General features: G+C 53.1%; 20 protein-coding genes and 1 other annotated feature. Of the genes, 12 read left to right on the top strand and 8 right to left on the bottom strand.

Features of this window, described 5'->3' with window-relative positions; translation table 11 throughout:
* Positions 1-149: 149 nt before the first annotated feature.
* On the bottom strand, positions 150-317 hold the full coding sequence (gene rsmS, locus D9738_RS12450; RefSeq protein ID WP_000051154.1) for a pleiotropic regulatory protein RsmS: 168 nt from the start codon (positions 315-317) through the stop codon (positions 150-152).
* Positions 318-330: 13 nt separating this feature from the next.
* Complete coding sequence (gene priC, locus D9738_RS12445) at positions 331-858, bottom strand: primosomal replication protein N'' (RefSeq protein ID WP_130206301.1); 528 nt, start codon at positions 856-858, stop codon at positions 331-333.
* A 69-nt stretch (positions 859-927) separates the two neighbouring features.
* Between priC and D9738_RS12440 the strand changes: the two genes are divergently transcribed.
* From D9738_RS12440 to hemH, 8 genes are all read left to right on the top strand, one after another.
* Complete coding sequence (locus D9738_RS12440; RefSeq protein WP_130215613.1) at positions 928-1,296, top strand: DUF454 family protein; 369 nt, start codon at positions 928-930, stop codon at positions 1,294-1,296.
* Between the two features lie 161 nt (positions 1,297-1,457).
* Positions 1,458-2,009: an adenine phosphoribosyltransferase gene (gene apt / locus D9738_RS12435; RefSeq protein ID WP_064529079.1), complete on the top strand. Its 552-nt coding sequence runs from the start codon at positions 1,458-1,460 to the stop codon at positions 2,007-2,009.
* Between the two features lie 118 nt (positions 2,010-2,127).
* Complete coding sequence (dnaX, locus tag D9738_RS12430; RefSeq protein WP_130206303.1) at positions 2,128-4,059, top strand: DNA polymerase III subunit gamma/tau; 1,932 nt, start codon at positions 2,128-2,130, stop codon at positions 4,057-4,059.
* Positions 3,392-3,456, top strand: a sequence feature (DnaX frameshifting element). It overlaps the preceding gene by 65 nt.
* A gap of 52 nt (positions 4,060-4,111) precedes the next feature.
* Positions 4,112-4,441 (top strand): YbaB/EbfC family nucleoid-associated protein, encoded by a 330-nt coding sequence (locus D9738_RS12425; protein ID WP_001515903.1) that lies wholly within the window; start codon positions 4,112-4,114, stop codon positions 4,439-4,441.
* Positions 4,441-5,046, top strand: coding sequence for a recombination mediator RecR (gene recR / locus D9738_RS12420; RefSeq protein WP_130206305.1), 606 nt, complete (start codon positions 4,441-4,443; stop codon positions 5,044-5,046). The genes D9738_RS12425 and recR overlap by 1 nt, the downstream gene beginning before the upstream one ends.
* Positions 5,047-5,155: 109 nt before the next feature.
* Positions 5,156-7,030: a molecular chaperone HtpG gene (gene htpG / locus D9738_RS12415; RefSeq protein WP_000678201.1), complete on the top strand. Its 1,875-nt coding sequence runs from the start codon at positions 5,156-5,158 to the stop codon at positions 7,028-7,030.
* Between the two features lie 218 nt (positions 7,031-7,248).
* The gene (gene adk / locus D9738_RS12410; RefSeq protein ID WP_001313630.1) at positions 7,249-7,893 is read left to right on the top strand and encodes an adenylate kinase; all 645 of its coding nucleotides are present in this window, start codon (positions 7,249-7,251) and stop codon (positions 7,891-7,893) included.
* A 131-nt stretch (positions 7,894-8,024) separates the two neighbouring features.
* A complete protein-coding gene (gene hemH, locus D9738_RS12405; protein WP_130260291.1) occupies positions 8,025-8,987 on the top strand; it encodes a ferrochelatase in 963 nt (320 codons plus the stop codon).
* On the opposite strand, the gene aes is transcribed toward hemH, so the two are convergent.
* Positions 8,962-9,930, bottom strand: coding sequence for an acetyl esterase (gene aes, locus D9738_RS12400; protein ID WP_130260290.1), 969 nt, complete (start codon positions 9,928-9,930; stop codon positions 8,962-8,964). The two genes, hemH and aes, sit on opposite strands and share 26 nt — an antisense overlap.
* Positions 9,931-10,081: 151 nt before the next feature.
* On the opposite strand from aes, the gene gsk reads away from it, so the two are divergent.
* Positions 10,082-11,386: an inosine/guanosine kinase gene (gsk, locus tag D9738_RS12395; RefSeq protein WP_130206313.1), complete on the top strand. Its 1,305-nt coding sequence runs from the start codon at positions 10,082-10,084 to the stop codon at positions 11,384-11,386.
* A gap of 130 nt (positions 11,387-11,516) precedes the next feature.
* Here the strand turns inward: gsk and ybaL are convergent, their stop codons facing one another.
* Together ybaL and fsr are read right to left on the bottom strand one after the other, a co-directional pair.
* On the bottom strand, positions 11,517-13,193 hold the full coding sequence (gene ybaL, locus D9738_RS12390; protein WP_130260289.1) for a YbaL family putative K(+) efflux transporter: 1,677 nt from the start codon (positions 13,191-13,193) through the stop codon (positions 11,517-11,519).
* 238 nt (positions 13,194-13,431) lie between these two features.
* A complete protein-coding gene (gene fsr / locus D9738_RS12385; protein ID WP_130206317.1) occupies positions 13,432-14,652 on the bottom strand; it encodes a fosmidomycin MFS transporter in 1,221 nt (406 codons plus the stop codon).
* A gap of 217 nt (positions 14,653-14,869) precedes the next feature.
* On the opposite strand from fsr, the gene ushA reads away from it, so the two are divergent.
* Positions 14,870-16,522 carry a bifunctional UDP-sugar hydrolase/5'-nucleotidase gene (gene ushA / locus D9738_RS12380; RefSeq protein ID WP_130206319.1) on the top strand — a complete coding sequence of 551 codons (1,653 nt, stop codon included), beginning with the start codon at positions 14,870-14,872 and terminating at the stop codon, positions 16,520-16,522.
* A gap of 36 nt (positions 16,523-16,558) precedes the next feature.
* Here ushA and ybaK read toward each other — a convergent pair whose 3' ends face one another.
* Entirely contained in the window at positions 16,559-17,038 is a 480-nt protein-coding gene (gene ybaK, locus D9738_RS12375; RefSeq protein WP_130260288.1) for a Cys-tRNA(Pro)/Cys-tRNA(Cys) deacylase YbaK, read from the bottom strand.
* Positions 17,039-17,240: 202 nt separating this feature from the next.
* Positions 17,241-18,035: a TraB/GumN family protein gene (locus tag D9738_RS12370; protein ID WP_130260287.1), complete on the bottom strand. Its 795-nt coding sequence runs from the start codon at positions 18,033-18,035 to the stop codon at positions 17,241-17,243.
* Between the two features lie 145 nt (positions 18,036-18,180).
* On the opposite strand from D9738_RS12370, the gene D9738_RS12360 reads away from it, so the two are divergent.
* Entirely contained in the window at positions 18,181-18,522 is a 342-nt protein-coding gene (locus D9738_RS12360) for a HigA family addiction module antitoxin (protein WP_130260286.1), read from the top strand.
* Positions 18,523-18,735: 213 nt separating this feature from the next.
* On the opposite strand, the gene copA is transcribed toward D9738_RS12360, so the two are convergent.
* Positions 18,736-21,240, bottom strand: a complete 2,505-nt coding sequence (gene copA / locus D9738_RS12355) for a copper-exporting P-type ATPase CopA (protein WP_130260285.1) — start codon at positions 21,238-21,240, stop codon at positions 18,736-18,738.
* 261 nt (positions 21,241-21,501) lie between these two features.
* On the opposite strand from copA, the gene glsA reads away from it, so the two are divergent.
* Positions 21,502-22,434 (top strand): glutaminase A, encoded by a 933-nt coding sequence (gene glsA / locus D9738_RS12350; protein WP_130215511.1) that lies wholly within the window; start codon positions 21,502-21,504, stop codon positions 22,432-22,434.
* Positions 22,435-22,436 lie beyond the last annotated feature (2 nt).

The following is a 22,436-nucleotide window of genomic DNA, read 5'->3' as shown; positions in this document are numbered from 1 at the left end:
TTCATGCCGGATGCGGCGTGACCGCCTTATCCGGCCTACGAAACCGCGAAAATTCAATATATTGCAGGAGCGGTGTAGGCCTGATAAGCGTAGCGCATCAGGCAGTTTTGCGTTTGCCCGCAATCTTAGGGGACATTTAGCGGCCCCTTTTATTTATCACTTTTCGCCTCATCATCCCGCGTTAATTTCTTTTCATAATCACGCTTTACAATATCCAGCGCGCGCAGCACGGTGCTGGCAGGGATTTGATTTTCTTCCAGTAGCACAATTAAATCGACGGCCAGTTTGACATCGTCAGGGGCATTTTCCAGTGACATACTTTCTCCATTGTTAGCGGGTTAAACGCGCTAACCTGTTTTCGATTTTTTCCAACGCATGACGGCAACGCGCCAGGCGCGCTTCATAGGCTTCCACTTCACGATGTAGCGTTTGCTGTTCCACGAGATCGGTCGCCCGCACCAGACGGGCTTTACGTTCGGCAACCATTTCACGTAGCCGTCGTTCAAACTCCTGATGCTGAATACGTTTACGCTGCCAGCGGGCAATTTTTGGTGGTGCGCTATCCCACTCGCGTAGCGACCAGGCTGCGGCTTCACGCGCGATGGCTTCCAGTTGTGCCGCCAGATGTTCTGCCAGCCAGGCGACTTGCGGCAGTTGCTGTTGCTCAACCGCATGGCGAAGCGCTGACAAATTATCTCCCGCTTCTTCCAGGTACGCCTGTAACGTTGTCGCACGGGTCTGAAAAAGGTGCCTGTCGAAACGGGCGCTTAACGTGGCGAACTGCGCCACCGGGGCACAACGCTGGCGCAGCGTGGCGAGCTGACCTTCCAGTTTTTCCAGCAGCAGGGCAGTTTTCACGATAAGACCTCAATGAAAATGATAATTGTTATGCTAAAGTAGCCACTCTGTATGCTGACTACACATAATATGCAACGAATCATTTTAATCATCATTGGCTGGCTGGCGGTAGTGTTGGGTACGCTGGGCGTGGTATTACCGGTATTGCCGACGACGCCATTTATCCTACTGGCCGCCTGGTGCTTTGCCCGTTCATCGCCGCGCTTCCACGCCTGGTTGCTGTACCGCTCATGGTTTGGCAGCTATTTACGCTTCTGGCAGAAATATCATGCAATGCCACGCGGCGCAAAGCCTCGGGCGATATGCATTATTTTACTGACTTTTGCTATTTCACTTTGGTTCGTCCATATGACGTGGGTGCGGATTCTGTTATTGGTGATCCTCGGCTGTTTGCTGATTTTTATGTGGCGAATCCCGGTGATTGATGAAAAGCAATAAAAACGGCAAAGCACAACAATCGCTGTTGCAATTATCGCCCACAGCCAGTACATTCTGGCGTTTTCGAGCACAGGCGCAGGCGGTCAAAGGTTAAACAACTGTTACTTTTGACTCGTTTAAAACGCGCCGTGAGTACCACCGTAACAAGCAGGCATACACTTATGACCGCGACTGCACAGCAGCTTGAGTATCTCAAAAATAGCATCAAAAGCATTCAGGACTACCCGAAACCCGGCATTCTTTTCCGTGATGTCACCAGCTTACTGGAAGACCCGAAAGCTTACGCTCTCAGCATCGATTTACTGGTTGAGCGTTACAAAAATGCGGGCATTACCAAAGTTGTCGGCACTGAAGCTCGTGGCTTCTTGTTCGGCGCTCCGGTAGCATTGGGTCTGGGCGTTGGTTTTGTGCCGGTACGTAAACCAGGCAAACTGCCGCGCGAAACTATCAACGAATCTTATGAACTGGAATACGGCACCGATAAGCTGGAAATCCACGTTGATGCCATTAAACCTGGCGACAAAGTGCTGGTGGTTGATGATTTGCTGGCAACAGGCGGCACCATTGAAGCGACGGTTAAACTGATCCGCCGTTTAGGTGGTGAAGTTACTGACGCTGCGTTCATCATTAATCTGTTCGATCTTGGCGGAGAACAGCGCCTCGAAAAGCAGGGCATTACCTGTTATAGCCTTGTCCCGTTCCCGGGCCATTAATTTTCGCCAGCCCACGTCATGGGCAGCACAAGTTGTACATTCAGCCTCGCCGTTCTGACGGGGCTGTGTTAGCATTACCCCTTCGTGAATCCACCTTCCAGCGTTTCAGAGCCTGCCAATGAGTTATCAGGTCTTAGCCCGAAAATGGCGCCCACAAACCTTTGCTGACGTCGTCGGCCAGGAACATGTGCTGACCGCACTGGCGAACGGCTTGTCGTTAGGGCGTATTCATCATGCTTATCTTTTTTCCGGCACCCGTGGCGTCGGAAAAACCTCTATCGCCCGACTGCTGGCGAAGGGGCTAAACTGCGAAACCGGCATTACCGCGACGCCGTGCGGCGTATGCGATAACTGCCGTGAAATCGAGCAGGGGCGCTTTGTCGATTTGATTGAAATCGACGCCGCCTCGCGCACTAAAGTTGAAGATACCCGCGACCTGCTGGATAACGTTCAGTACGCTCCGGCGCGTGGTCGTTTTAAAGTCTATCTGATCGACGAAGTGCATATGCTGTCGCGTCACAGCTTTAACGCACTGTTAAAAACCCTTGAAGAGCCGCCAGAGCACGTCAAGTTCCTGCTGGCGACGACCGATCCGCAGAAATTGCCAGTGACGATTTTGTCACGCTGTCTGCAATTCCATCTTAAGGCGCTGGATGTCGAGCAAATTCGCCACCAGCTTGAGCACATCCTCAACGAAGAACATATCGCTCACGAGCCACGCGCACTGCAACTGCTGGCGCGCGCAGCCGAAGGCAGTTTGCGAGATGCCTTAAGTCTGACCGACCAGGCGATTGCCAGCGGCGACGGCCAGGTTTCGACCCAGTCAGTAAGCGCGATGCTGGGTACGCTTGACGACGATCAGGCGCTGTCGCTGGTTGAAGCGATGGTCGAGGCCAACGGCGAGCGCGTAATGGCGCTGATTAATGAAGCCGCTGCCCGTGGTATCGAGTGGGAAGCGTTGTTGGTGGAAATGCTCGGCCTGTTGCACCGCATTGCGATGGTACAACTTTCGCCTGCTGCACTTGGCAACGACATGGCCGCCATCGAGTTGCGGATGCGTGAACTTGCGCGCACCATACCGCCGACGGATATTCAGCTTTACTATCAGACGCTGTTGATTGGTCGCAAAGAATTACCGTATGCGCCGGACCGCCGCATGGGCGTTGAGATGACACTGCTGCGCGCGCTGGCGTTCCATCCGCGTATGCCGCTGCCTGAGCCAGAAGTGCCACGCCAGTCCTTTGCGCCCGTCGCGCCAACGGCAGTAATGACGCCAACCCAGGTGCCGCCGCAACCGCAACCAGCGCCGCAGCAGGCACCGACTGTACCGCTCTCAGAAACCACCAGCCAGGTGCTGGCGGCGCGTCAGCAACTGCAGCGCGCTCAGGGAGCAACCAAAGCAAAAAAGAGTGAACCGGCAGCCGCTACCCGCGCGCGGCCGGTGAATAACGCTGCGCTGGAAAGACTGGCTTCGGTCACCGATCGCGTTCAGTCGCGTCCTGTGCCATCGGCGCTGGAAAAAGCGCCAGCCAAAAAAGAAGCGTATCGCTGGAAGGCGACCACCCCAGTGATGCAGCAAAAAGAAGTGGTCGCCACGCCGAAGGCGCTAAAAAAAGCGCTGGAACATGAAAAAACGCCGGAACTGGCGGCGAAGCTGGCGGCAGAAGCCATTGAGCGCGACCCGTGGGCGGCACAGGTGAGCCAACTATCGCTACCCAAACTGGTCGAGCAGGTGGCGTTAAATGCCTGGAAAGAGGAGAGCGACAACGCTGTATGCCTGCATTTGCGCTCCTCTCAGCGGCATTTGAATAACCGCGGCGCACAGCAAAAACTGGCTGAAGCGTTGAGCACGTTAAAAGGTTCAACGGTTGAACTGACTATCGTTGAAGATGATAATCCCGCGGTGCGTACGCCGCTGGAGTGGCGTCAGGCGATATACGAAGAAAAACTTGCGCAGGCGCGCGAGTCCATTATTGCGGATAATAATATTCAGACCCTGCGTCGATTCTTTGATGCAGAGCTGGATGAAGAAAGTATCCGCCCCATTTGATCGTAAGCACTGCTTACGATCGTCATCCTTAACGTGATTGAGAGAGAAACCTATGTTTGGTAAAGGCGGTCTGGGCAACCTGATGAAGCAAGCCCAGCAGATGCAAGAAAAAATGCAGCAGATGCAGGAAGAAATCGCGAAGCTGGAAGTGACTGGCGAATCCGGCGCAGGTCTGGTGAAAGTGACCATCAATGGCGCTCACAACTGCCGTCGCGTAGAGATCGACCCGAGCCTGCTGGAAGACGACAAAGAGATGCTGGAAGATTTGGTCGCTGCGGCATTCAACGACGCAGCGCGTCGCATCGAAGAAACCCAGAAAGAAAAAATGGCCTCTGTTTCCTCCGGAATGCAGCTGCCGCCAGGCTTTAAGATGCCGTTCTGATGCAAACCAGCCCGCTGTTAACACAGCTTATGGAAGCACTGCGCTGTCTGCCGGGCGTTGGCCCGAAGTCGGCGCAGCGTATGGCGTTCACGCTGCTTCAGCGCGATCGTAGCGGCGGGATGCGTCTGGCGCAGGCGCTCACCCGGGCGATGTCGGAAATCGGCCACTGCGCCGATTGTCGGACCTTCACTGAACAGGAAGTCTGTAACATCTGTTCAAATCCGCGTCGTCAGGAAAACGGTCAAATCTGCGTGGTGGAGAGTCCGGCGGACATCTACGCCATTGAGCAGACGGGGCAGTTTTCCGGTCGTTATTTTGTGTTGATGGGGCATCTGTCACCGCTGGACGGTATTGGCCCGGATGATATCGGACTTGATCGACTGGAACAGCGTCTGGCGGCAGAAAAAATCACCGAAGTGATCCTCGCCACCAACCCGACGGTCGAAGGTGAAGCCACCGCTAACTACATTGCCGAGCTTTGCGCGCAATATGACGTGGAAGCCAGCCGAATCGCTCATGGCGTACCGGTTGGCGGCGAGCTGGAAATGGTCGATGGCACCACGCTGTCACACTCCCTTGCCGGGCGTCATAAGATTCGTTTTTAAGCAAACGAGAGCAGGATCACCTGCTCTCGCTTGAAATTATCCTTCCTTGTCCCCATTTACCCCTCATCCTGTTTTTAACCTTAAAATGGCATTATTGAGGTAGACCTACATGAAAGGACAAGAAACTCGTGGTTTTCAGTCAGAAGTGAAACAGCTTCTGCACCTGATGATCCATTCTCTGTATTCCAATAAAGAAATCTTCCTGCGTGAGCTTATCTCTAACGCCTCCGATGCGGCGGACAAGCTGCGTTTCCGCGCGCTCTCTAACCCGGATCTGTACGAAGGTGACGGCGAACTGCGCGTTCGTGTTTCTTTCGATAAAGACAAGCGCACGCTGACCATCTCCGATAACGGCGTGGGGATGACCCGCGACGAAGTGATTGACCATCTGGGGACTATCGCTAAATCCGGCACCAAATCATTCCTCGAATCCCTGGGCTCTGACCAGGCAAAAGACAGCCAGCTGATCGGTCAGTTCGGTGTTGGTTTCTACTCTGCGTTTATCGTGGCCGATAAAGTGACCGTGCGTACTCGTGCGGCGGGCGAAAAACCAGAAAACGGCGTGTTCTGGGAATCGGCTGGTGAAGGTGAATACACCGTTGCCGACATCACCAAAGAAGATCGTGGTACTGAAATCACCCTGCATCTGCGTGAAGGCGAAGACGAGTTCCTCGATGACTGGCGCGTGCGTTCCATCATCAGCAAATACTCCGACCATATCGCGCTGCCGGTAGAGATCGAAAAACGCGAAGAGAAAGACGGCGAAACCGTTATCTCCTGGGAGAAAATCAACAAAGCGCAGGCGCTGTGGACCCGTAACAAGTCGGAAATCACCGATGAAGAGTACAAAGAGTTTTACAAACACATCGCCCACGACTTTAACGATCCGCTGACCTGGAGCCACAACCGCGTTGAAGGTAAGCAGGAGTACACCAGCCTGCTGTACATCCCGTCGCAGGCACCGTGGGATATGTGGAACCGCGATCATAAACACGGCCTGAAACTGTACGTCCAGCGCGTGTTCATCATGGACGACGCAGAACAGTTCATGCCGAACTATCTGCGCTTCGTGCGTGGTCTGATTGACTCCAGCGATCTGCCGCTGAACGTTTCCCGTGAAATCCTCCAGGACAGCACCGTAACCCGCAATCTGCGCAATGCGCTGACCAAGCGTGTGCTGCAAATGCTGGAAAAACTGGCGAAAGACGACGCGGAAAAATACCAGACCTTCTGGCAACAGTTTGGCCTGGTACTGAAAGAAGGTCCGGCGGAAGATTTCGCTAACCAGGAAGCGATCGCCAAACTGCTGCGTTTTGCGTCTACCCATACCGATTCTTCTGCGCAGACCGTGTCTCTGGAAGACTACGTTTCCCGCATGAAAGAAGGGCAGGAGAAAATCTACTACATCACCGCAGACAGCTATGCGGCAGCGAAGAGCAGCCCGCACCTGGAACTGCTGCGTAAGAAAGGCATCGAAGTTCTGCTGCTTTCCGACCGCATCGATGAGTGGATGATGAACTATCTGACTGAGTTCGACGGTAAACCGTTCCAGTCAGTGTCTAAAGTTGACGAGTCGCTGGAAAAACTGGCTGATGAAGTCGATGAAAGTGCGAAGGAAGCGGAAAAAGCACTGACTCCATTCATCGACCGTGTGAAAGCCCTGCTCGGCGAGCGCGTGAAAGATGTCCGTTTGACTCACCGTCTGACCGATACGCCAGCGATTGTTTCTACCGACGCGGACGAAATGAGCACCCAGATGGCTAAACTGTTCGCCGCAGCGGGCCAGAAAGTGCCAGAAGTGAAATACATCTTCGAACTGAACCCGGATCACGTACTGGTGAAACGTGCTGCAGATACTGAAGATGAAGCCAAGTTCAGCGAGTGGGTAGAACTGCTGCTGGATCAGGCGCTGCTGGCAGAACGCGGTACGCTGGAAGATCCGAACCTGTTTATTCGTCGTATGAACCAGTTACTGGTTTCCTGATGTAATGCCGGATGAATTTTATCCGGCATACAGCTGAATGTGGTGCCGGATGACCTTCGTGTCATCCGGCATTTTTCTTTTCATCCTCTGCACTTTCCGCAAATTATCTCACCATTAACCGTTTCAGCCCCGGGCGCCTTTCTTGAGGCAATCGCCTGTTGGTGGTATCGTTTATCGCTTTTTCAAAAAATTCGACACAATTTAAGGGGATTTTCGCAATGCGTATCATTCTGCTTGGCGCTCCGGGCGCGGGGAAAGGGACTCAGGCTCAGTTCATCATGGAGAAATATGGTATTCCGCAAATCTCCACTGGCGATATGCTGCGTGCCGCAGTCAAATCTGGCTCCGAGCTGGGTAAACAAGCTAAAGACATCATGGACGCTGGCAAACTGGTCACCGATGAACTGGTGATCGCGCTGGTTAAAGAGCGCATTGCTCAGGAAGATTGCCGTAATGGTTTCCTGTTGGACGGCTTCCCGCGTACCATTCCGCAGGCAGACGCGATGAAAGAAGCGGGCATCAATGTTGATTACGTTCTGGAATTCGACGTGCCGGACGAACTGATTGTTGATCGTATCGTGGGCCGCCGCGTTCACGCGCCGTCTGGTCGTGTATATCACGTTAAATTCAATCCGCCGAAAGTAGAAGGCAAAGACGACGTGACCGGTGAAGAGCTGACTACTCGTAAAGACGATCAGGAAGAAACCGTACGTAAACGTCTGGTTGAATACCATCAGATGACTGCACCGCTGATTGGCTACTACTCCAAAGAAGCAGAAGCGGGTAACACCAAATACGCGAAAGTTGACGGCACCAAACCGGTTGCTGAAGTTCGCGCGGCTCTGGAAAAAATCCTCGGCTAATCAAGCCGCAGCAGATCTGCTCTCGGGCAGGTCTGCGTATCCTCCTCAGGCCAGGCCTCTCACAGCAATTAGTTCTTCTTCCTCACTTTTCCGCTACAATTATCAACAAGTTGAATCGATAAGAGGCGGTAATGCGTCAGACTAAAACCGGTATCCTGCTGGCAAACCTGGGGACGCCCGATGCCCCCACTCCTGAAGCGGTAAAACGCTATCTGAAACAATTTTTAAGCGATAGACGCGTGGTTGATACCTCACGGCTGTTGTGGTGGCCGTTGCTGCGTGGTGTGATTTTGCCGCTGCGCTCACCGCGCGTGGCGAAGCTGTACGCCTCGGTCTGGATGGAAGACGGCTCGCCGCTGATGGTTTACAGCCGCCAGCAACAGCAGGCGCTGGCACAACGTTTACCGGATACGCCAGTGGCGCTGGGCATGAGCTACGGCTCGCCATCACTGGAAAGTGCCGTCGATGAACTACTGGCAGAACATGTTGATCATATTGTGGTGCTGCCGCTCTATCCGCAATACTCCTGCTCTACGGTTGGCGCTGTGTGGGATGAACTTGCACGCATTCTCGCGCGCAAGCGTAGCATTCCGGGGATTTCGTTTATTCGTGATTACGCCGATAACCACGATTACATTAATGCGCTGGCGAACAGCGTGCGGGCCTCTTTCGAAAAACATGGCGAGCCGGATCTGCTGCTGCTCTCTTATCATGGCATTCCTCAGCGTTACGCGGATGAAGGTGATGATTACCCGCAGCGTTGCCGCACAACGACTCGCGAACTGGCTTCCGCACTGGGGATGGCACCGGAAAAAGTGATGATGACCTTTCAGTCGCGCTTTGGTCGGGAACCCTGGCTGATGCCTTATACCGATGAAACGTTGAAAATGCTCGGAGAAAAAGGTGTCGGTCATATTCAGGTGGTGTGTCCGGGCTTTGCGGCGGATTGTCTGGAGACGCTGGAAGAGATTGCCGAGCAAAACCGTGAAGTCTTCCTCGGCGCTGGCGGGAAAAAATACGAATATATTCCGGCGCTTAATGCTACACCGGAACATATCGAAATGATGGCTAATCTTGTTGCAGCCTATCGCTAAAGAATCGAGCACCGTCGCGTAGAGCATCGTCGGCGGTTTTCATCATCCGTGAATAATGCAAAAAGGCGTGCAGCGTACCGGAGTAGAGTTTGAACTCACAAGGTTGCTGATGCGCCGCTAACGTCTGGTAAAGCAGGCGACTGTCATCCAGCAGCGGATCGAACTCCGCTCCGGCGATATAACAGGGCGGCACATTTCGAGTGAGATCATTATTAAACAGGCAGTAATACGGCGACTCGCGATCCGCTTCGCTGCCTAAATATGCCTCTTCATACATCTGCAAATCCTGTTGCGTTAAGCCATCCCAGGCACCGCCCAGCAGGCGACGAGTCACGGAATCCCGTAACCCATAAAGTCCATACCACAGCAAAACGCCCACAACCTTACCGCAATCGATCTGTTTATCCCGCAGCCACAAGGCGCTGGCGAGCGCCAGCATTGCGCCAGCGGAATCACCGGCAAAGCCAATATGTGACATATTAATTTGATAATCGCCCGCCTGCTGGTGGAAGTGACAACAGGCGGCCACGATTTCCTCTATCGCCTGCGGAAAACGCGCTTCTGGCGAAAGGGTGTAATCAATGCCAATCACCGTACACTGAGTGTAGATTGCCAGCAGGCGCATGATGCGATCGTGAGTATCGAGATTGCCGAGAATAAAACCTCCGCCGTGAAGATAAAATAGCGTCGCTGGGCTATCTGAATTTGGACAAAATAAACGGGCCTCCACTTGTCCATATTTTGTCGGAACTGCGTAATCCTTGGTTTCCATTTCTGGAGCGCCCGCATTCCAGAATCGCCGCTCGAGCGTGTAATGCTGACGCTGCTCGGCAAGTGTTCCTTCTGCGGGCCAGGGCGGTAAATCAGGCTGAAGCGTATTAACAACGGCCCTCATTTCGGCAGAAATCAGTTCCAGTGCGGGTAATTTGTTTTCCATCTTCATAGAAAAACTCCTTTCAAATTACGCCATTGTAAGGAAGCTCTGCCATGATAATGCGATCTCGTCTGCTGATATTGAAACTGGCTGCATCTCGCGCGTTCCCGTGAGATTGTGTTAACATTCGCCGCTCAGTTAACCACCCGTAAAAACAACCATGAAATTTCCCGGTAAACGTAAATCCAAACATTACTTCCCTGTAAACGCACGCGATCCGCTGTTGCAGCAAATCCAGCCAGAAAACGAAACCAGCGCTGCCTGGGTGGTGGGTATCGACCAGACGTTGGTAGATATTGAAGCAAAAGTGGATGATGAATTTATTGAGCGTTATGGATTAAGCGCCGGGCATTCACTGGTGATTGAAGATGATGTTGCCGAAGCACTCTATCAGGAACTTAAAGAGAAAAACCTGATTACCCATCAGTTTGCGGGTGGCACTATTGGTAACACCATGCATAACTACTCGGTACTGGCGGATGACCGCTCGGTACTACTGGGCGTGATGTGCAGCAATATTGAAATTGGCAGCTACGCCTATCGTTATTTGTGTAATACCTCCAGCCGTACCGATCTTAACTATCTGCAAGGCGTAGACGGCCCGATTGGACGCTGCTTTACGCTGATTGGCGAGTCTGGCGAACGCACTTTTGCCATTAGCCCTGGCCACATGAACCAGCTACGGGCAGAAAGCATTCCGGAAGATGTGATTGCCGGAGCGTCGGCGCTGGTACTCACCTCATATCTGGTGCGCTGCAAGCCGGGCGAACCGATGCCGGAAGCGACCATGAAAGCCATTGAGTACGCGAAGAAATATAACGTGCCGGTGGTGCTGACGCTGGGGACTAAATTTGTCATCGCCGAGAATCCGCAGTGGTGGCAGCAATTCCTCAAAGAACACGTTTCCATCCTTGCGATGAACGAAGAAGAAGCCGAAGCGTTGACCGGAGAGAGCGATCCGCTGCTGGCGTCTGACAAGGCGCTGGACTGGGTGGATCTGGTGCTGTGTACCGCCGGGCCAATCGGTTTGTATATGGCGGGCTTTACTGAAGACGAAGCGAAACGCAAAACCCAGCATCCGCTGCTGCCGGGCGCTATCGCGGAATTTAACCAGTATGAGTTTAGCCGTGCTATGCGCCACAAGGATTGCCAGAATCCGCTGCGCGTCTATTCGCACATTGCGCCGTATATGGGCGGACCAGAAAAAATCATGAACACCAACGGTGCCGGAGATGGGGCGCTGGCGGCGCTGTTGCATGACATTACCGCTAACAGTTATCACCGTAGCAACGTACCAAATTCCAGCAAACATAAATTCACCTGGCTGACGTATTCGTCATTAGCGCAGGTGTGTAAATACGCCAACCGTGTGAGCTATCAGGTGCTTAACCAGCATTCTCCACGCTTAACGCGCGGGCTGCCGGAGCGTGAAGACAGCCTGGAAGAATCTTACTGGGATCGTTAAGTTATCGTCGGTTCGTAGGCCAGATAAGGCGTTCACGCCGCATCTGGCATTTTGCGCTCGATGCCTGATGCGACGCTGGCCGCGTCTTATCAGGCCTACATATCCGCGCCTATTATCCGGCAACCACCGTTTACCCCGTCACCACTTCACCTGCCGGTGGCGTTTCCAGCAGTTCCAGCATGGTGCGGGCAATTTCACGCTCGCCCATCACCACCTGATTTGCGCCACGTTCGGTGATATATGCCACCTCGTCGTCATAATGGGCGCGGGCGATAATCTCAATATCCGGGTTTTTCGCGCGAGCAGACGCCACAATCTCGCCGGCTTCGTAACCGTTGGGAATCGTCAGGATCAGCCATTTTGCACATTCCAGATGCGCCAGTTGCATAATCTCTTCGTTAGCCGCGTTGCCTAATACCGCCCGGACTCCGCGCTCACGCAGTTCGTCGACGCGAGTACGTGACGTCTCAATCACCACTAAAGGAATATCAGACGCGAGCAATTTCTCCCCCAGCAGGCTGCCCACACGACCATAACCTACCAGCAGCGCATGGTTGCAGATATCAACCGGAATCTGCTTCTCTTCTTCGATAGCTTCCTCCAGCGTCTGCTCTTCCAGCGTTTCGGTTTTCGCCAGGTATTTCTCCAGCAGCGCGAACAGCACCGGGTTGAGCATAATCGACAAAATCGCCCCCGCCAGCACCAGGTTTTGCCCGGCCTGCGGCAGCAGATTCAGCGCCATCCCCAGACCCGCCAGAATAAAGGCGAACTCACCAATTTGCGCCAGGCTGGCGGCGATGGTCAATGCCGTACGCTGGGAGTGACCAAACAACCGGACGAGGAAAAGCGCCGCAACCGATTTACCAAACAGAATAATCGCCAGCGTAGCCAGCACCGCCAACGGCTGCTGAATCAGGATTAACGGATCAAACAACATCCCGACAGAGACGAAGAACAACACTGCAAACGCATCACGTAATGGCAGTGTATCGTGGGCGGCACGGTGGCTAAGTTCGGACTCATTCAGCACCATCCCGGCAAAGAACGCGCCGAGTGCAAAGGAGACGTCAAACAGCTCCACCGCGCCAAAAGCAATCCCTAACGCCAGCGCCAGCACCGACAGGGTAAACAGCTCGCGCGAACCCGTTGCCGCGCTACGTGCCATAATCCACGGCACCAGACGGCGACCTACCAACATCATAATGGCAATAAACGCGACGACTTTGCCGATGGTGATACTCATATCCAGCGCCAGCGTCGCAAAGCCCACATCGCCCTGTTCCAGCATTCCGGCTACCGCTGGCAGCAACACCAGCGTCAGGACCATCACCAGGTCTTCCACAATCAGCCAGCCAATGGCGATTTGCCCTCGCTGGCTGTCTATCAACTGCCGTTCTTCAAGTGCGCGCAGCAGCACCACGGTACTGGCGGTGGAAAGACACAAACCGAACACGATGCCGGTCATTAACGACCAGCCGATCACGGCAGAAAGAGCCATACCCAGCAGTGTCGCCACGGCTATCTGGGCGACCGCGCCGGGAATGGCGATGGACTTTACCGCCATCAAATCCTTGAGCGAAAAATGCAAACCGACGCCGAACATCAGCAAAATAACGCCCAGTTCCGCCAGTTCAGGCGCAAGTTTTGTATCGGCAACAAAACCTGGGGTAAAGGGGCCTGCCAGCACACCCGCTAACAGATATCCCACCAGAGGAGAAATACGCAGTTTATTGGCCAGCATGCCGAGGATAAAGGCAAGCACAAGGCCGCCAACAATTGTGGTGATAAGCGGGGTGGCGTGATGCATTCCGTCTCCTTTTCCTGGTGGTGGTTGTCCATATTTTGGCCGGGAAAACCAAAATTACAGGTAATAGTTTATGACAATTTCATAGATGATGTTTATGAATAATTATTGAATTTTGCAGAAAAATGGAATCAGCCGCAAAAAAGGCACGGATCGGAAAAGTGATGAGGTGTATGAAGAGGAAAGGCTTATGGTTACTGCAAAATGAAGCAGCCAAAGTTTACCTTTGGCTGCCGGGAATTCAGGATTTATGCCGATTATCAGGTAAGAATATGGTCAACATGCCAAGAAGCGGCAGGAAAGCACAGATTTTATAAACTAACTCGATACTGGTATGGTCGGCGATAAGCCCCAGAACTGCGGCTCCAAGGCCACCCATGCCAAAAGCAAAACCGAAAAAGAGCCCGGAAACCATGCCGATACGCCCCGGCAACAGCTCTTGCGCATAAACCAGAATGGCAGAAAACGCCGAGGCGAGGATAAATCCAATAATCACCGTCAAAACCCCCGTCCAGTGCAGGCTTGCGTACGGTAAAATAAGCGTAAAAGGCGCAACGCCGAGGATAGAGCCCCAAATTACATATTTTCGACCAATCTTATCGCCAACAGGCCCGCCAATCACCGTCCCCGCCGCAACGGCAAACAGGAAGGCAAACAGATGAAGTTGGGCATTCTGGATGGATAATCCGAATTTTTCCATCAGATAAAAGGTGTAATAGCTGCTGATGCTCGCCATATAGAAATATTTCGAGAAAATCAGCACTAACAGTACGCAAACAGCCAGCACGACCTTATTTCGTGGCAGCGGATTGATTATTGGCGCTTTCGGCTTGCCTTTACTCATTCGGTGCTGCGCAGAGTACCAGCGGCTGATTTGCGCCAACACCACGATTGCCAGCAGTGCCGCCAGTACAAACCATGCAACGTTGCCTTTGCCATAGGGGGCGATGAGCACCGCCGCCAGCAAAGGTCCCAACGAACTGCCAAAGTTACCGCCGACCTGGAAGATGGATTGCGCCAGACCATGACGTCCGCCTGACGCCATACGTGCCACGCGGGAAGATTCCGGATGAAAGACCGACGAACCGGTACCGACCAGCGCCGCCGCCAGCAACACCGAGCCAAAACTGCCCGCCAGCGCCAGCAATACCAGGCCGCTTAAGGTAAAGCACATGCCAATTGGCAACGACCACGGCATTGGGTATTTATCTGTCCAGTAGCCGACGACCGGTTGCAGCAGCGAAGAGGCGAGCTGGAAGGTGAGGGTTATCAGCCCAATCTGCATAAACGTCAGGGAAAACTCTGACTGTAATAGCGGATAAATCGCCAGAATCAGCGATTGGATCATGTCGTTCAGCAGATGCGAAAGGCTGATAGCGCCTAAAATGCCAAACGATGTGCGAGCCTTAGTGGTCGATGCAGCCGCGCCCGCCACAGGCTGGGTTTGTTCACTCATTGCCATAGGAAAGTCACTTTTTTAGGGTTGCGATGTAAAGAATGATCTTATTTGTGATTATTACCCGACTAACATACCTGTATGCGCTGATTGAAGGAAGTCTCAATGTGGAAAACAGAATTTCCAATCTGGATGTAGATTTATCGTAACCGAACGCAGACTTGTCTATGATGTCGCGTCATACTAATTTTCAACACGTTATTATCTGGTCAGGGAGAGAAGTATGAAATTATTGCAGCGAGGTGTGGCATTAGCACTGTTAACCACATTGTCACTGGCGAGTGAAACTGCGTTGGCCTATGAGCAGGATAAAACCTATAAAATTACGGTTCTGCATACCAACGACCATCACGGTCATTTCTGGCGCAATGAATATGGCGAATACGGTCTGGCGGCACAAAAAACGCTGGTGGACGGTATTCGTAAAGAGGTCGCCGCTGAAGGCGGGAGCGTGCTGCTACTTTCTGGTGGCGACATTAATACCGGTGTGCCGGAGTCTGACTTACAGGACGCAGAGCCAGATTTTCGCGGCATGAATCTGGTGGGCTATGATGCAATGGCGATTGGCAATCATGAATTTGATAACCCGCTCACCGTATTACGCCAGCAGGAAAAGTGGGCAAAGTTCCCGTTGCTCTCTGCCAATATCTATCAAAAAAGTACCGGCGAGCGCCTGTTTAAACCCTGGGCGCTGTTTAAGCGCCAGGATCTGAAAATCGCCGTTATCGGTTTAACAACTGATGAAACAGCGAAGTTAGGTAACCCAGAAAACTTCACCGACATTGAATTCCGTAAACCTGCCGACGAAGCCAAACTGGTGATCCAGGAGCTGCAACAGACAGAAAAGCCGGACATTATTATCGCGGCGACCCATATGGGGCATTACGACAACGGTGAGCACGGTTCTAACGCGCCGGGGGATGTAGAGATGGCGCGCAGTTTGCCGGCCGGATCGCTGGCGATGATTGTCGGCGGACATTCGCAAGATCCCGTTTGTATGGCTGCGGAAAATAAAAAGCAGGTAGATTACGTTCCTGGTACGCCATGCAAACCGGATCAACAAAACGGCATCTGGATTGTACAAGCACATGAGTGGGGCAAGTACGTTGGTCGGGCCGACTTTGAGTTTCGCAACGGCGAAATGAAAATGGTCAACTACCAGCTGATTCCGGTGAACCTGAAGAAAAAAGTCACCTGGGAAGACGGGAAAAGCGAGCGTGTGCTGTACACCCCTGAAATAGCTGAAAACCAGCAAATGATCTCGCTGTTATCGCCGTTCCAGAACAAAGGCAAAGCGCAGCTGGAAGTGAAAATAGGCGAAACCAACGGTCGTCTGGAAGGCGATCGTGACAAAGTGCGTTTTGTACAGACCAATATGGGGCGGTTGATTCTGGCAGCCCAAATGGATCGTACTGGTGCTGACTTTGCGGTGATGAGCGGAGGCGGGATTCGTGATTCTATCGAGGCAGGCAATATCAGCTATAAAAACGTGCTGAAAGTGCAGCCGTTCGGCAATGTGGTGGTGTATGCCGACATGACCGGTAAAGAGGCGATTGATTATCTGACTGCCGTCGCGCAGATGAAGCCGGATTCCGGTGCCTACCCGCAATTTGCCAACGTCAGCTTTGTGGCGAAAGACGGCAAACTCAACGACCTGAAAATCAAAGGCGAACCGGTCGATCCGGCAAAAACCTACCGCATGGCAACATTAAACTTTAATGCTACTGGCGGTGATGGTTACCCGCACCTTGATAACAAACCGGGCTATGTGAATACCGGCTTTATTGATGCCGAAGTGCTGAAGGCATATATCCAGAAAAACTCGCCGCTGGATGTGAGTGTCTATGAACCGAAAGGTGAGGTGAGCTGGCAGTAATCTGAAAGTGCCGGATGCTCACATCCGGCACAATGCTTAATCGCGACGGGCGATATCAGCAAATTTAGCATCGAGGATCTTCGCCAAGTCGCCTGCCGCCAGTTCGATATCCAGCCCGCGTTTACCGCCGGAAACATAAATAGTGGCAAATTCTTGTGCGGGGGCGTCGATAATCGTCGGCAGACGTTTTTTCTGCCCTAATGGGCTAATTCCCCCAACCAGATATCCCGTTGAACGCTGCGCGACCATCGGATCGGCCATCTCTACTTTCTTGGCACCCAGCGCCTTTGCTACTTTTTTGAGATCTAATTGACCTGCGACTGGCGTGACGGCCACGGCAAGGTGTTTCATATCGCCATTCACTGCGACCAGCAGCGTTTTGTAGACCTGATCCGGATTCAAACCTAATTTTTTGACGACTTCATCGCCAAAATTGGTTTCTGCCGGATCGTGTTCGTAGGTATGAACCTGAAAAGAAATTTTGTTTTTTTCGAGTAATTTAACTGCCGGTGTCATCGTAATTTTCCTGCCTTAAACAAAAAAACGAAGCAAGCATACGCCTGATGGTGGTCCAAAAAAAGTGCCATCTTGCCTAAGAGTATTGGCAGGATGGTGAGATTGAGCGACAATCGACTTACACCGTCGTTTAAAGCGACGGCATAATAATAAAAATATGAAATTCCTCTTTGACGGGCCAATAGCGATATTGGCCATTTTTTTAGCGCAACATTTGCGGCAAATTTCCTTCTCCATACAGATGTAAAGCACCGACCGCGACCACATAGCGCCCTGGCGGCATGGCATGCAGTTTATCCCGCCAGGCGAGATTTCTCTGGTGCATCAGGACATCGTACAGCGACTGACTGAACGTATTGGGCAGCGTTATTTCATTATTTTGTGGCGGTGCATTCAGCCACCAACTCATCATTTGTTGCAGCAACCGTGCGTTGGTATGCCAGTGGGTCAGCGTATCGTCCAGCAGCGCCTGTCCTTTGTCGGGAAGCTGGAGCAACATGGCAATTTGCTTTTCTGCCCCTTCCAGTTCAATTACAGGTTTATGTTGTTGCTTCGCCGCCTGCAATAACTGGTAATCGATACCGTATTCTGCCCGCAGCCCCAGTTTTTGCGCCTGTGTCGCCTGAAGAACCATCGCGATTTGCCACAACGGTTGGGTAGAAAAGAGTGAGGGAGAAATGCCCATCTCCTGGCTAATGTGCTGCAGATTTTGCAATTGTTCTTCGCTAATGCGCTCTTCCAGCGCCTCGCAGGCTGGCAAATTGGCAAAAGGCGTATCGCTGGTGGAAACATCCGCCTCGACGATCAGCGCATCGGCGTTTTTGAGTTTTTTGAGCAAACGGGTGGGCAGGGGAGCCATATCGTGACTCCCCATATGAATACTGCCAATCAGATGAAAATGGCGATTGCCGGGAAGAGAGATATCGATAGCAGGCCAGGTGTAATGATTACCGCGCAGCGCGGCCCAAAGCGTTTTTACCCGGTACAACAGATCCATACGACCTCCCTTTGTGAAATATCATGCTAGCGCGCGGGGAGGGATGGCGCAAATAGCAAATGGAGTTGGGGACTTGTTTGATGTGTTTGTATGCTTCAGTATGTTCCTGTATCGCTATTTCACAAGGAAGCAACAGTTAAAAACCATGAAACAGGCGACAAGAAAACCGACGACACCCGGAGATATTCTTCTCTATGAATATCTGGAACCGCTCGATTTGAAAATCAATGAGTTAGCAGAGTTGCTGCATGTTCATCGTAATAGCGTCAGTGCACTGATCAATAACAATCGTAAACTCACCACTGAAATGGCATTTCGTCTGGCTAAAGTTTTTGATACCACAGTCGATTTTTGGCTAAACCTCCAGGCGGCGGTTGATCTTTGGGAAGTTGAAAACAACATGCGTACACAAGAAGAATTGGAACGGATTGAAACAGTGGCTGACTATTTGGCACGCCGTGAAGAGCGTGCAAAGAAGGTTGCGTAAGGTCAAAACATCGCTTCATCTCGTTGGTCGGATAAGGCGTTCACGCCGCATCCGGCATCCGAGCACCATTGCCTGATGCGACGCTGGCGCGTCTTATCAGGCCTACAAACTAATGCCTGAACCGTAGGCCGGATAAGGCGTTTACGCCGCATCCGGCAGTCATGCGTCGATGCCAAATGCGCCGCCCTAAGCAGCGCATCCGCAATGACGTACTTATTCCTTCGGTTTAAACCGCAGCAATCGGTTGGCGTTACTCACTACGGTAATCGACGAGAGCGCCATTGCCGCTCCGGCGACTACCGGGTTAAGCAGTGTTCCGGTGAACGGCCACAAAATACCGGCGGCGACCGGAATACCGATACTGTTGTAGATAAACGCGCCGAGCAGGTTCTGCTTCATGTTGCGCAGCGTTGCACGGGAAATCGCGAGCGCATCCGCAACACCCATCAGGCTATGGCGCATCAGGGTAATCGCCGCGGTTTCAATGGCAACATCACTGCCGCCCCCCATCGCAATACCGACATCCGCCTGGGCCAGCGCTGGCGCGTCGTTAATGCCGTCGCCCACCATTGCCACCTGACGTCCTTCACTTTGCAGACGTTTGATCGCTTCGGCTTTGCCGTCCGGCAGCACCCCGGCAATCACTTCATCAATTCCAGCTTCTTTGGCGATTGCTTTGGCGGTGGTTGGGTTATCCCCGGTCAACATCACCAGACGATATCCCGCTTTATGCAGACGTTGCAGCGCCGCCACGCTATCATTACGCAACGGATCGCGTACTGCCAGCAAGGCCACCGCTTTCCCGTCAACCGCCAGCAGCACAGGCGTTGCGCCTTGCGATGCCTGAGCTGAAATATCTGCTTCAATCGCTTTAGTATCGACTTGCTGGTCATTTAGCAACGCCTGATTACCCAGCAATAACGCATGACCTTCTGCTTCACCGCTCACGCCCAGCCCGCGCAATGTGCGGAAATCGTTGACCTGCGGTAGCTGCATATCGCCTGCTTTATCGAGGATCGCTCGTGCCAGCGGATGGCTGGAACCTTGCTCCAGCGCCGCCGCCAGACGCAATGCCTGCGCTTCATCAACATCAGCAAATGTTTTTACCGCGACAACCTGCGGCTTCCCTTCGGTCAGCGTCCCGGTTTTATCGAACACGACGGTATCAAGCGTACTGGCGCGTTGCAGTGCGTCGGCGTCCCGCACCAGCACACCAAACTCAGCCGCCCGCCCGACGCCGGAAATAATCGACATCGGCGTCGCCAGCCCCAGCGCACACGGACAGGCGATAATCAGCACCGTGGTGGCGATCACCAGGGTATAGACAATCTGCGGTGCCGGACCAAAGAAATACCAGATTGCCGCACTGATCAGCGCAATAACCACCACTACTGGCACAAATACGGCAGAGATTTTATCCGCCAGCTGACCGATTTCTGGCTTGCTGCTCTGGGCCTGGCGCACCATGCGAATAATCCGCGACAGCGTGGTATGGCTGCCAACCGCACTGGCACGAAACAGCACGCTACCGTCCTGAACCACTGTCCCGGCATGGACGCTATCGCCTTCGCCCTTTTGCTGCGGGATAGGTTCGCCCGTCAGCATCGCTTCATCCAGCCACGCTTCGCCCTGGGTAATTTCACCATCTACCGGCACGCGGTCGCCCGTCGTCAGGCGCAGTAGCATGCCTGGCTGAACTTCCGCCAGCGGCACGCTTTTTTCACCTTCGTCAGTAACCAGGCGCGCCGTTGGCGGCGTTAAATCGAGTAACTTCTCCAGCGCCTTTGAAGAACGCTGACGTGCGCGCGCTTCCAGCATATGACCGAGATTGATCAGACCGATAATCATCGCGCTGGCTTCGTAATAAAGATGTCGCGCTTCCATCGGGAACCACTGCGGCCACAGGTTGACGCTCATTGAATAGAGCCACGCCACGCCCGTACCCAGCGCCACCAGCGTATCCATCGTCGCCGCACCGTTGCGCAGGCTTTTCCATGCGCTACGGTAAAAATGTCCGCCCGCGAAAACCATCACCGCCAGCGTTATCAGGCCGATAACCAGCCACAGGCTGCGGTTGTCGGCGGTAACCATCATGTTATCGCCGATCATCCCCCAGACCATCACCGGGATACCCACCGCCAGGGCGACAATCGCCTGCCAGCGGAAGCGCTTCATTGTAGCGATGGCGGTTTCTTGCTGGCGCTCACGACGTTTAGCGTCATCTTCAATTGCCTCTGCGCCGTAACCTGCTTTCTCCACCGCCTGGACTAAATCTTGTGGGGAGGCACTGCCCATCACCAGCGCAGTACGCTCCGCCAGGTTTACCCGTGCCTGGGTGACGCCCGGTACGCTTTGCAGCGCATTTTGTACGCGGGTGACACAGCTGGCGCAGCTCATGCCGCTCAGCAGCAACTGCTGGCTGTCATCGTCATCGGCGGTCGCTGCCGGAAGCTCATCAGAAACCGCTGTCAGTGCTTCCGACGGGATTGATGACTCCGCCAGCGGTTTAGCCTTTGGGTGGCTTAGAGATGCGTCATAACCCGCTTGTTTGATGGTTTCGATCAGCTGTTCTGCACTTGCAGTGCCGGTAACGTGTGCTTCAGTGACAGACACATCCGCCTGCTCAACGTCCGGGCGCTGTTCGAGACTTTCTTTCACGCGTTTAACGCAGTGACCGCAGGACAGGCCGTCCAGGGTCAGGTCGATAGTTTGTGACATAACGTACTCCTTTAAGACAGTGTTGACTGACTGTGATAAAGGGTAAACCTTCCAGCAAGGGGAAGGTCAAGAAATTATTTATCAGCGAAATGAAAAGTCGGCAGAGATTAAAAAATTGGCGCAATTAGCATCAGAATTAGACATTTATCTCTTTGTTTTCCTTTATCTAAAGTACGGGTGCTAAGTTAAATCAGGATGCCTGAAAACTGGCATCGGGGTGAGGAAATACCTCCCGCATCTATAAAAAGGAGTTAACAAAAGATGTTAGATGCAAACAAATTACAACAAGCAGTGGATCAGGCGTATACCCAATTTCACTCACTTAGCGGCGGACAAAACGCCGACTACATCCCCTTTCTGGCGAATGTCCCCAGCCAACTGGCGAGCGTCGCTATCGTAACCTGCGATGGCAATATCTATAGTGCCGGTGACAGTGATTACCGCTTTGCGCTGGAATCCATCTCCAAAGTCTGTACGTTAGCCCTCGCGTTAGAAGATGTCGGCCCGCAGGCTGTACAAGATAAAATTGGCGCAGATCCCACCGGACTTCCCTTTAACTCGGTCATTGCCTTAGAGCTTCATGGTGGCAAACCGTTATCACCGCTGGTTAATGCGGGGGCTATCGCCGCCGTCAGTCTGATTAAAGCCGAGAATGCAGAACAACGCTGGCAGCGAATTTTACATATTCAACAACAGCTTGCAGGAGAACAAGTCGCGCTCTCTGACGAAGTCAACCAGTCGGAACAAACAACCAACTTCCATAACCGCGCTATTGCCTGGCTGCTGTACTCCGCCGGATATCTCTATTGCGATGCGATGGAAGCCTGTGATGTCTACACTCGCCAATGTTCCACGCTCATCAATACCGTGGAACTGGCGACGCTTGGCGCGACGCTGGCGGCGGGCGGTGTTAATCCGCTAAGTCAAAAACGCATTCTGCAGGCCGACAACGTGCCATACATTCTGGCCGAAATGATGATGGAAGGGCTGTATGGTCGCTCCGGTGACTGGGCGTATCGCGTTGGTTTGCCAGGAAAAAGCGGCGTTGGCGGCGGCATTCTGGCGGTAGTACCTGGCGTGATGGGGATTGCCGCGTTCTCCCCGCCGCTGGATGAAGACGGTAATAGTGTTCGGGGTCAGAAAATGGTGGCATCTGTTGCTAACCAACTCGGCTATAACGTGTTTAAGGGCTGATC

The sequence above is a fragment of the Escherichia sp. E10V5 genome, assembly GCF_004212315.1.
Classification (GTDB): Bacteria; Pseudomonadota; Gammaproteobacteria; order Enterobacterales; family Enterobacteriaceae; genus Escherichia.
Note: the sequence above shows the minus strand (reverse complement) of the source record. Positions and strands in the feature narration are given on the sequence as shown.

What these genes read in the sequence shown, in the direction of transcription:
- ushA (WP_130206319.1), top strand. Translation starts at nt 14,870, where the DNA reads ATGAAATTATTGCAGCGAGGTGTGGCATTAGCACTGTTAACCACATTG.
- D9738_RS12440 (WP_130215613.1), top strand. Translation starts at nt 928, where the DNA reads ATGCAACGAATCATTTTAATCATCATTGGCTGGCTGGCGGTAGTGTTG.
- glsA (WP_130215511.1), top strand. Translation starts at nt 21,502, where the DNA reads ATGTTAGATGCAAACAAATTACAACAAGCAGTGGATCAGGCGTATACC.
- ybaK (WP_130260288.1), bottom strand. Translation starts at nt 17,038, where the DNA reads ATGACACCGGCAGTTAAATTACTCGAAAAAAACAAAATTTCTTTTCAG.
- hemH (WP_130260291.1), top strand. Translation starts at nt 8,025, where the DNA reads ATGCGTCAGACTAAAACCGGTATCCTGCTGGCAAACCTGGGGACGCCC.
- ybaL (WP_130260289.1), bottom strand. Translation starts at nt 13,193, where the DNA reads ATGCATCACGCCACCCCGCTTATCACCACAATTGTTGGCGGCCTTGTG.
- fsr (WP_130206317.1), bottom strand. Translation starts at nt 14,652, where the DNA reads ATGGCAATGAGTGAACAAACCCAGCCTGTGGCGGGCGCGGCTGCATCG.
- D9738_RS12360 (WP_130260286.1), top strand. Translation starts at nt 18,181, where the DNA reads ATGAAACAGGCGACAAGAAAACCGACGACACCCGGAGATATTCTTCTC.
- rsmS (WP_000051154.1), bottom strand. Translation starts at nt 317, where the DNA reads ATGTCACTGGAAAATGCCCCTGACGATGTCAAACTGGCCGTCGATTTA.
- copA (WP_130260285.1), bottom strand. Translation starts at nt 21,240, where the DNA reads ATGTCACAAACTATCGACCTGACCCTGGACGGCCTGTCCTGCGGTCAC.
- D9738_RS12425 (WP_001515903.1), top strand. Translation starts at nt 4,112, where the DNA reads ATGTTTGGTAAAGGCGGTCTGGGCAACCTGATGAAGCAAGCCCAGCAG.
- apt (WP_064529079.1), top strand. Translation starts at nt 1,458, where the DNA reads ATGACCGCGACTGCACAGCAGCTTGAGTATCTCAAAAATAGCATCAAA.
- aes (WP_130260290.1), bottom strand. Translation starts at nt 9,930, where the DNA reads ATGAAGATGGAAAACAAATTACCCGCACTGGAACTGATTTCTGCCGAA.
- D9738_RS12370 (WP_130260287.1), bottom strand. Translation starts at nt 18,035, where the DNA reads ATGGATCTGTTGTACCGGGTAAAAACGCTTTGGGCCGCGCTGCGCGGT.
- htpG (WP_000678201.1), top strand. Translation starts at nt 5,156, where the DNA reads ATGAAAGGACAAGAAACTCGTGGTTTTCAGTCAGAAGTGAAACAGCTT.
- recR (WP_130206305.1), top strand. Translation starts at nt 4,441, where the DNA reads ATGCAAACCAGCCCGCTGTTAACACAGCTTATGGAAGCACTGCGCTGT.
- gsk (WP_130206313.1), top strand. Translation starts at nt 10,082, where the DNA reads ATGAAATTTCCCGGTAAACGTAAATCCAAACATTACTTCCCTGTAAAC.
- adk (WP_001313630.1), top strand. Translation starts at nt 7,249, where the DNA reads ATGCGTATCATTCTGCTTGGCGCTCCGGGCGCGGGGAAAGGGACTCAG.
- dnaX (WP_130206303.1), top strand. Translation starts at nt 2,128, where the DNA reads ATGAGTTATCAGGTCTTAGCCCGAAAATGGCGCCCACAAACCTTTGCT.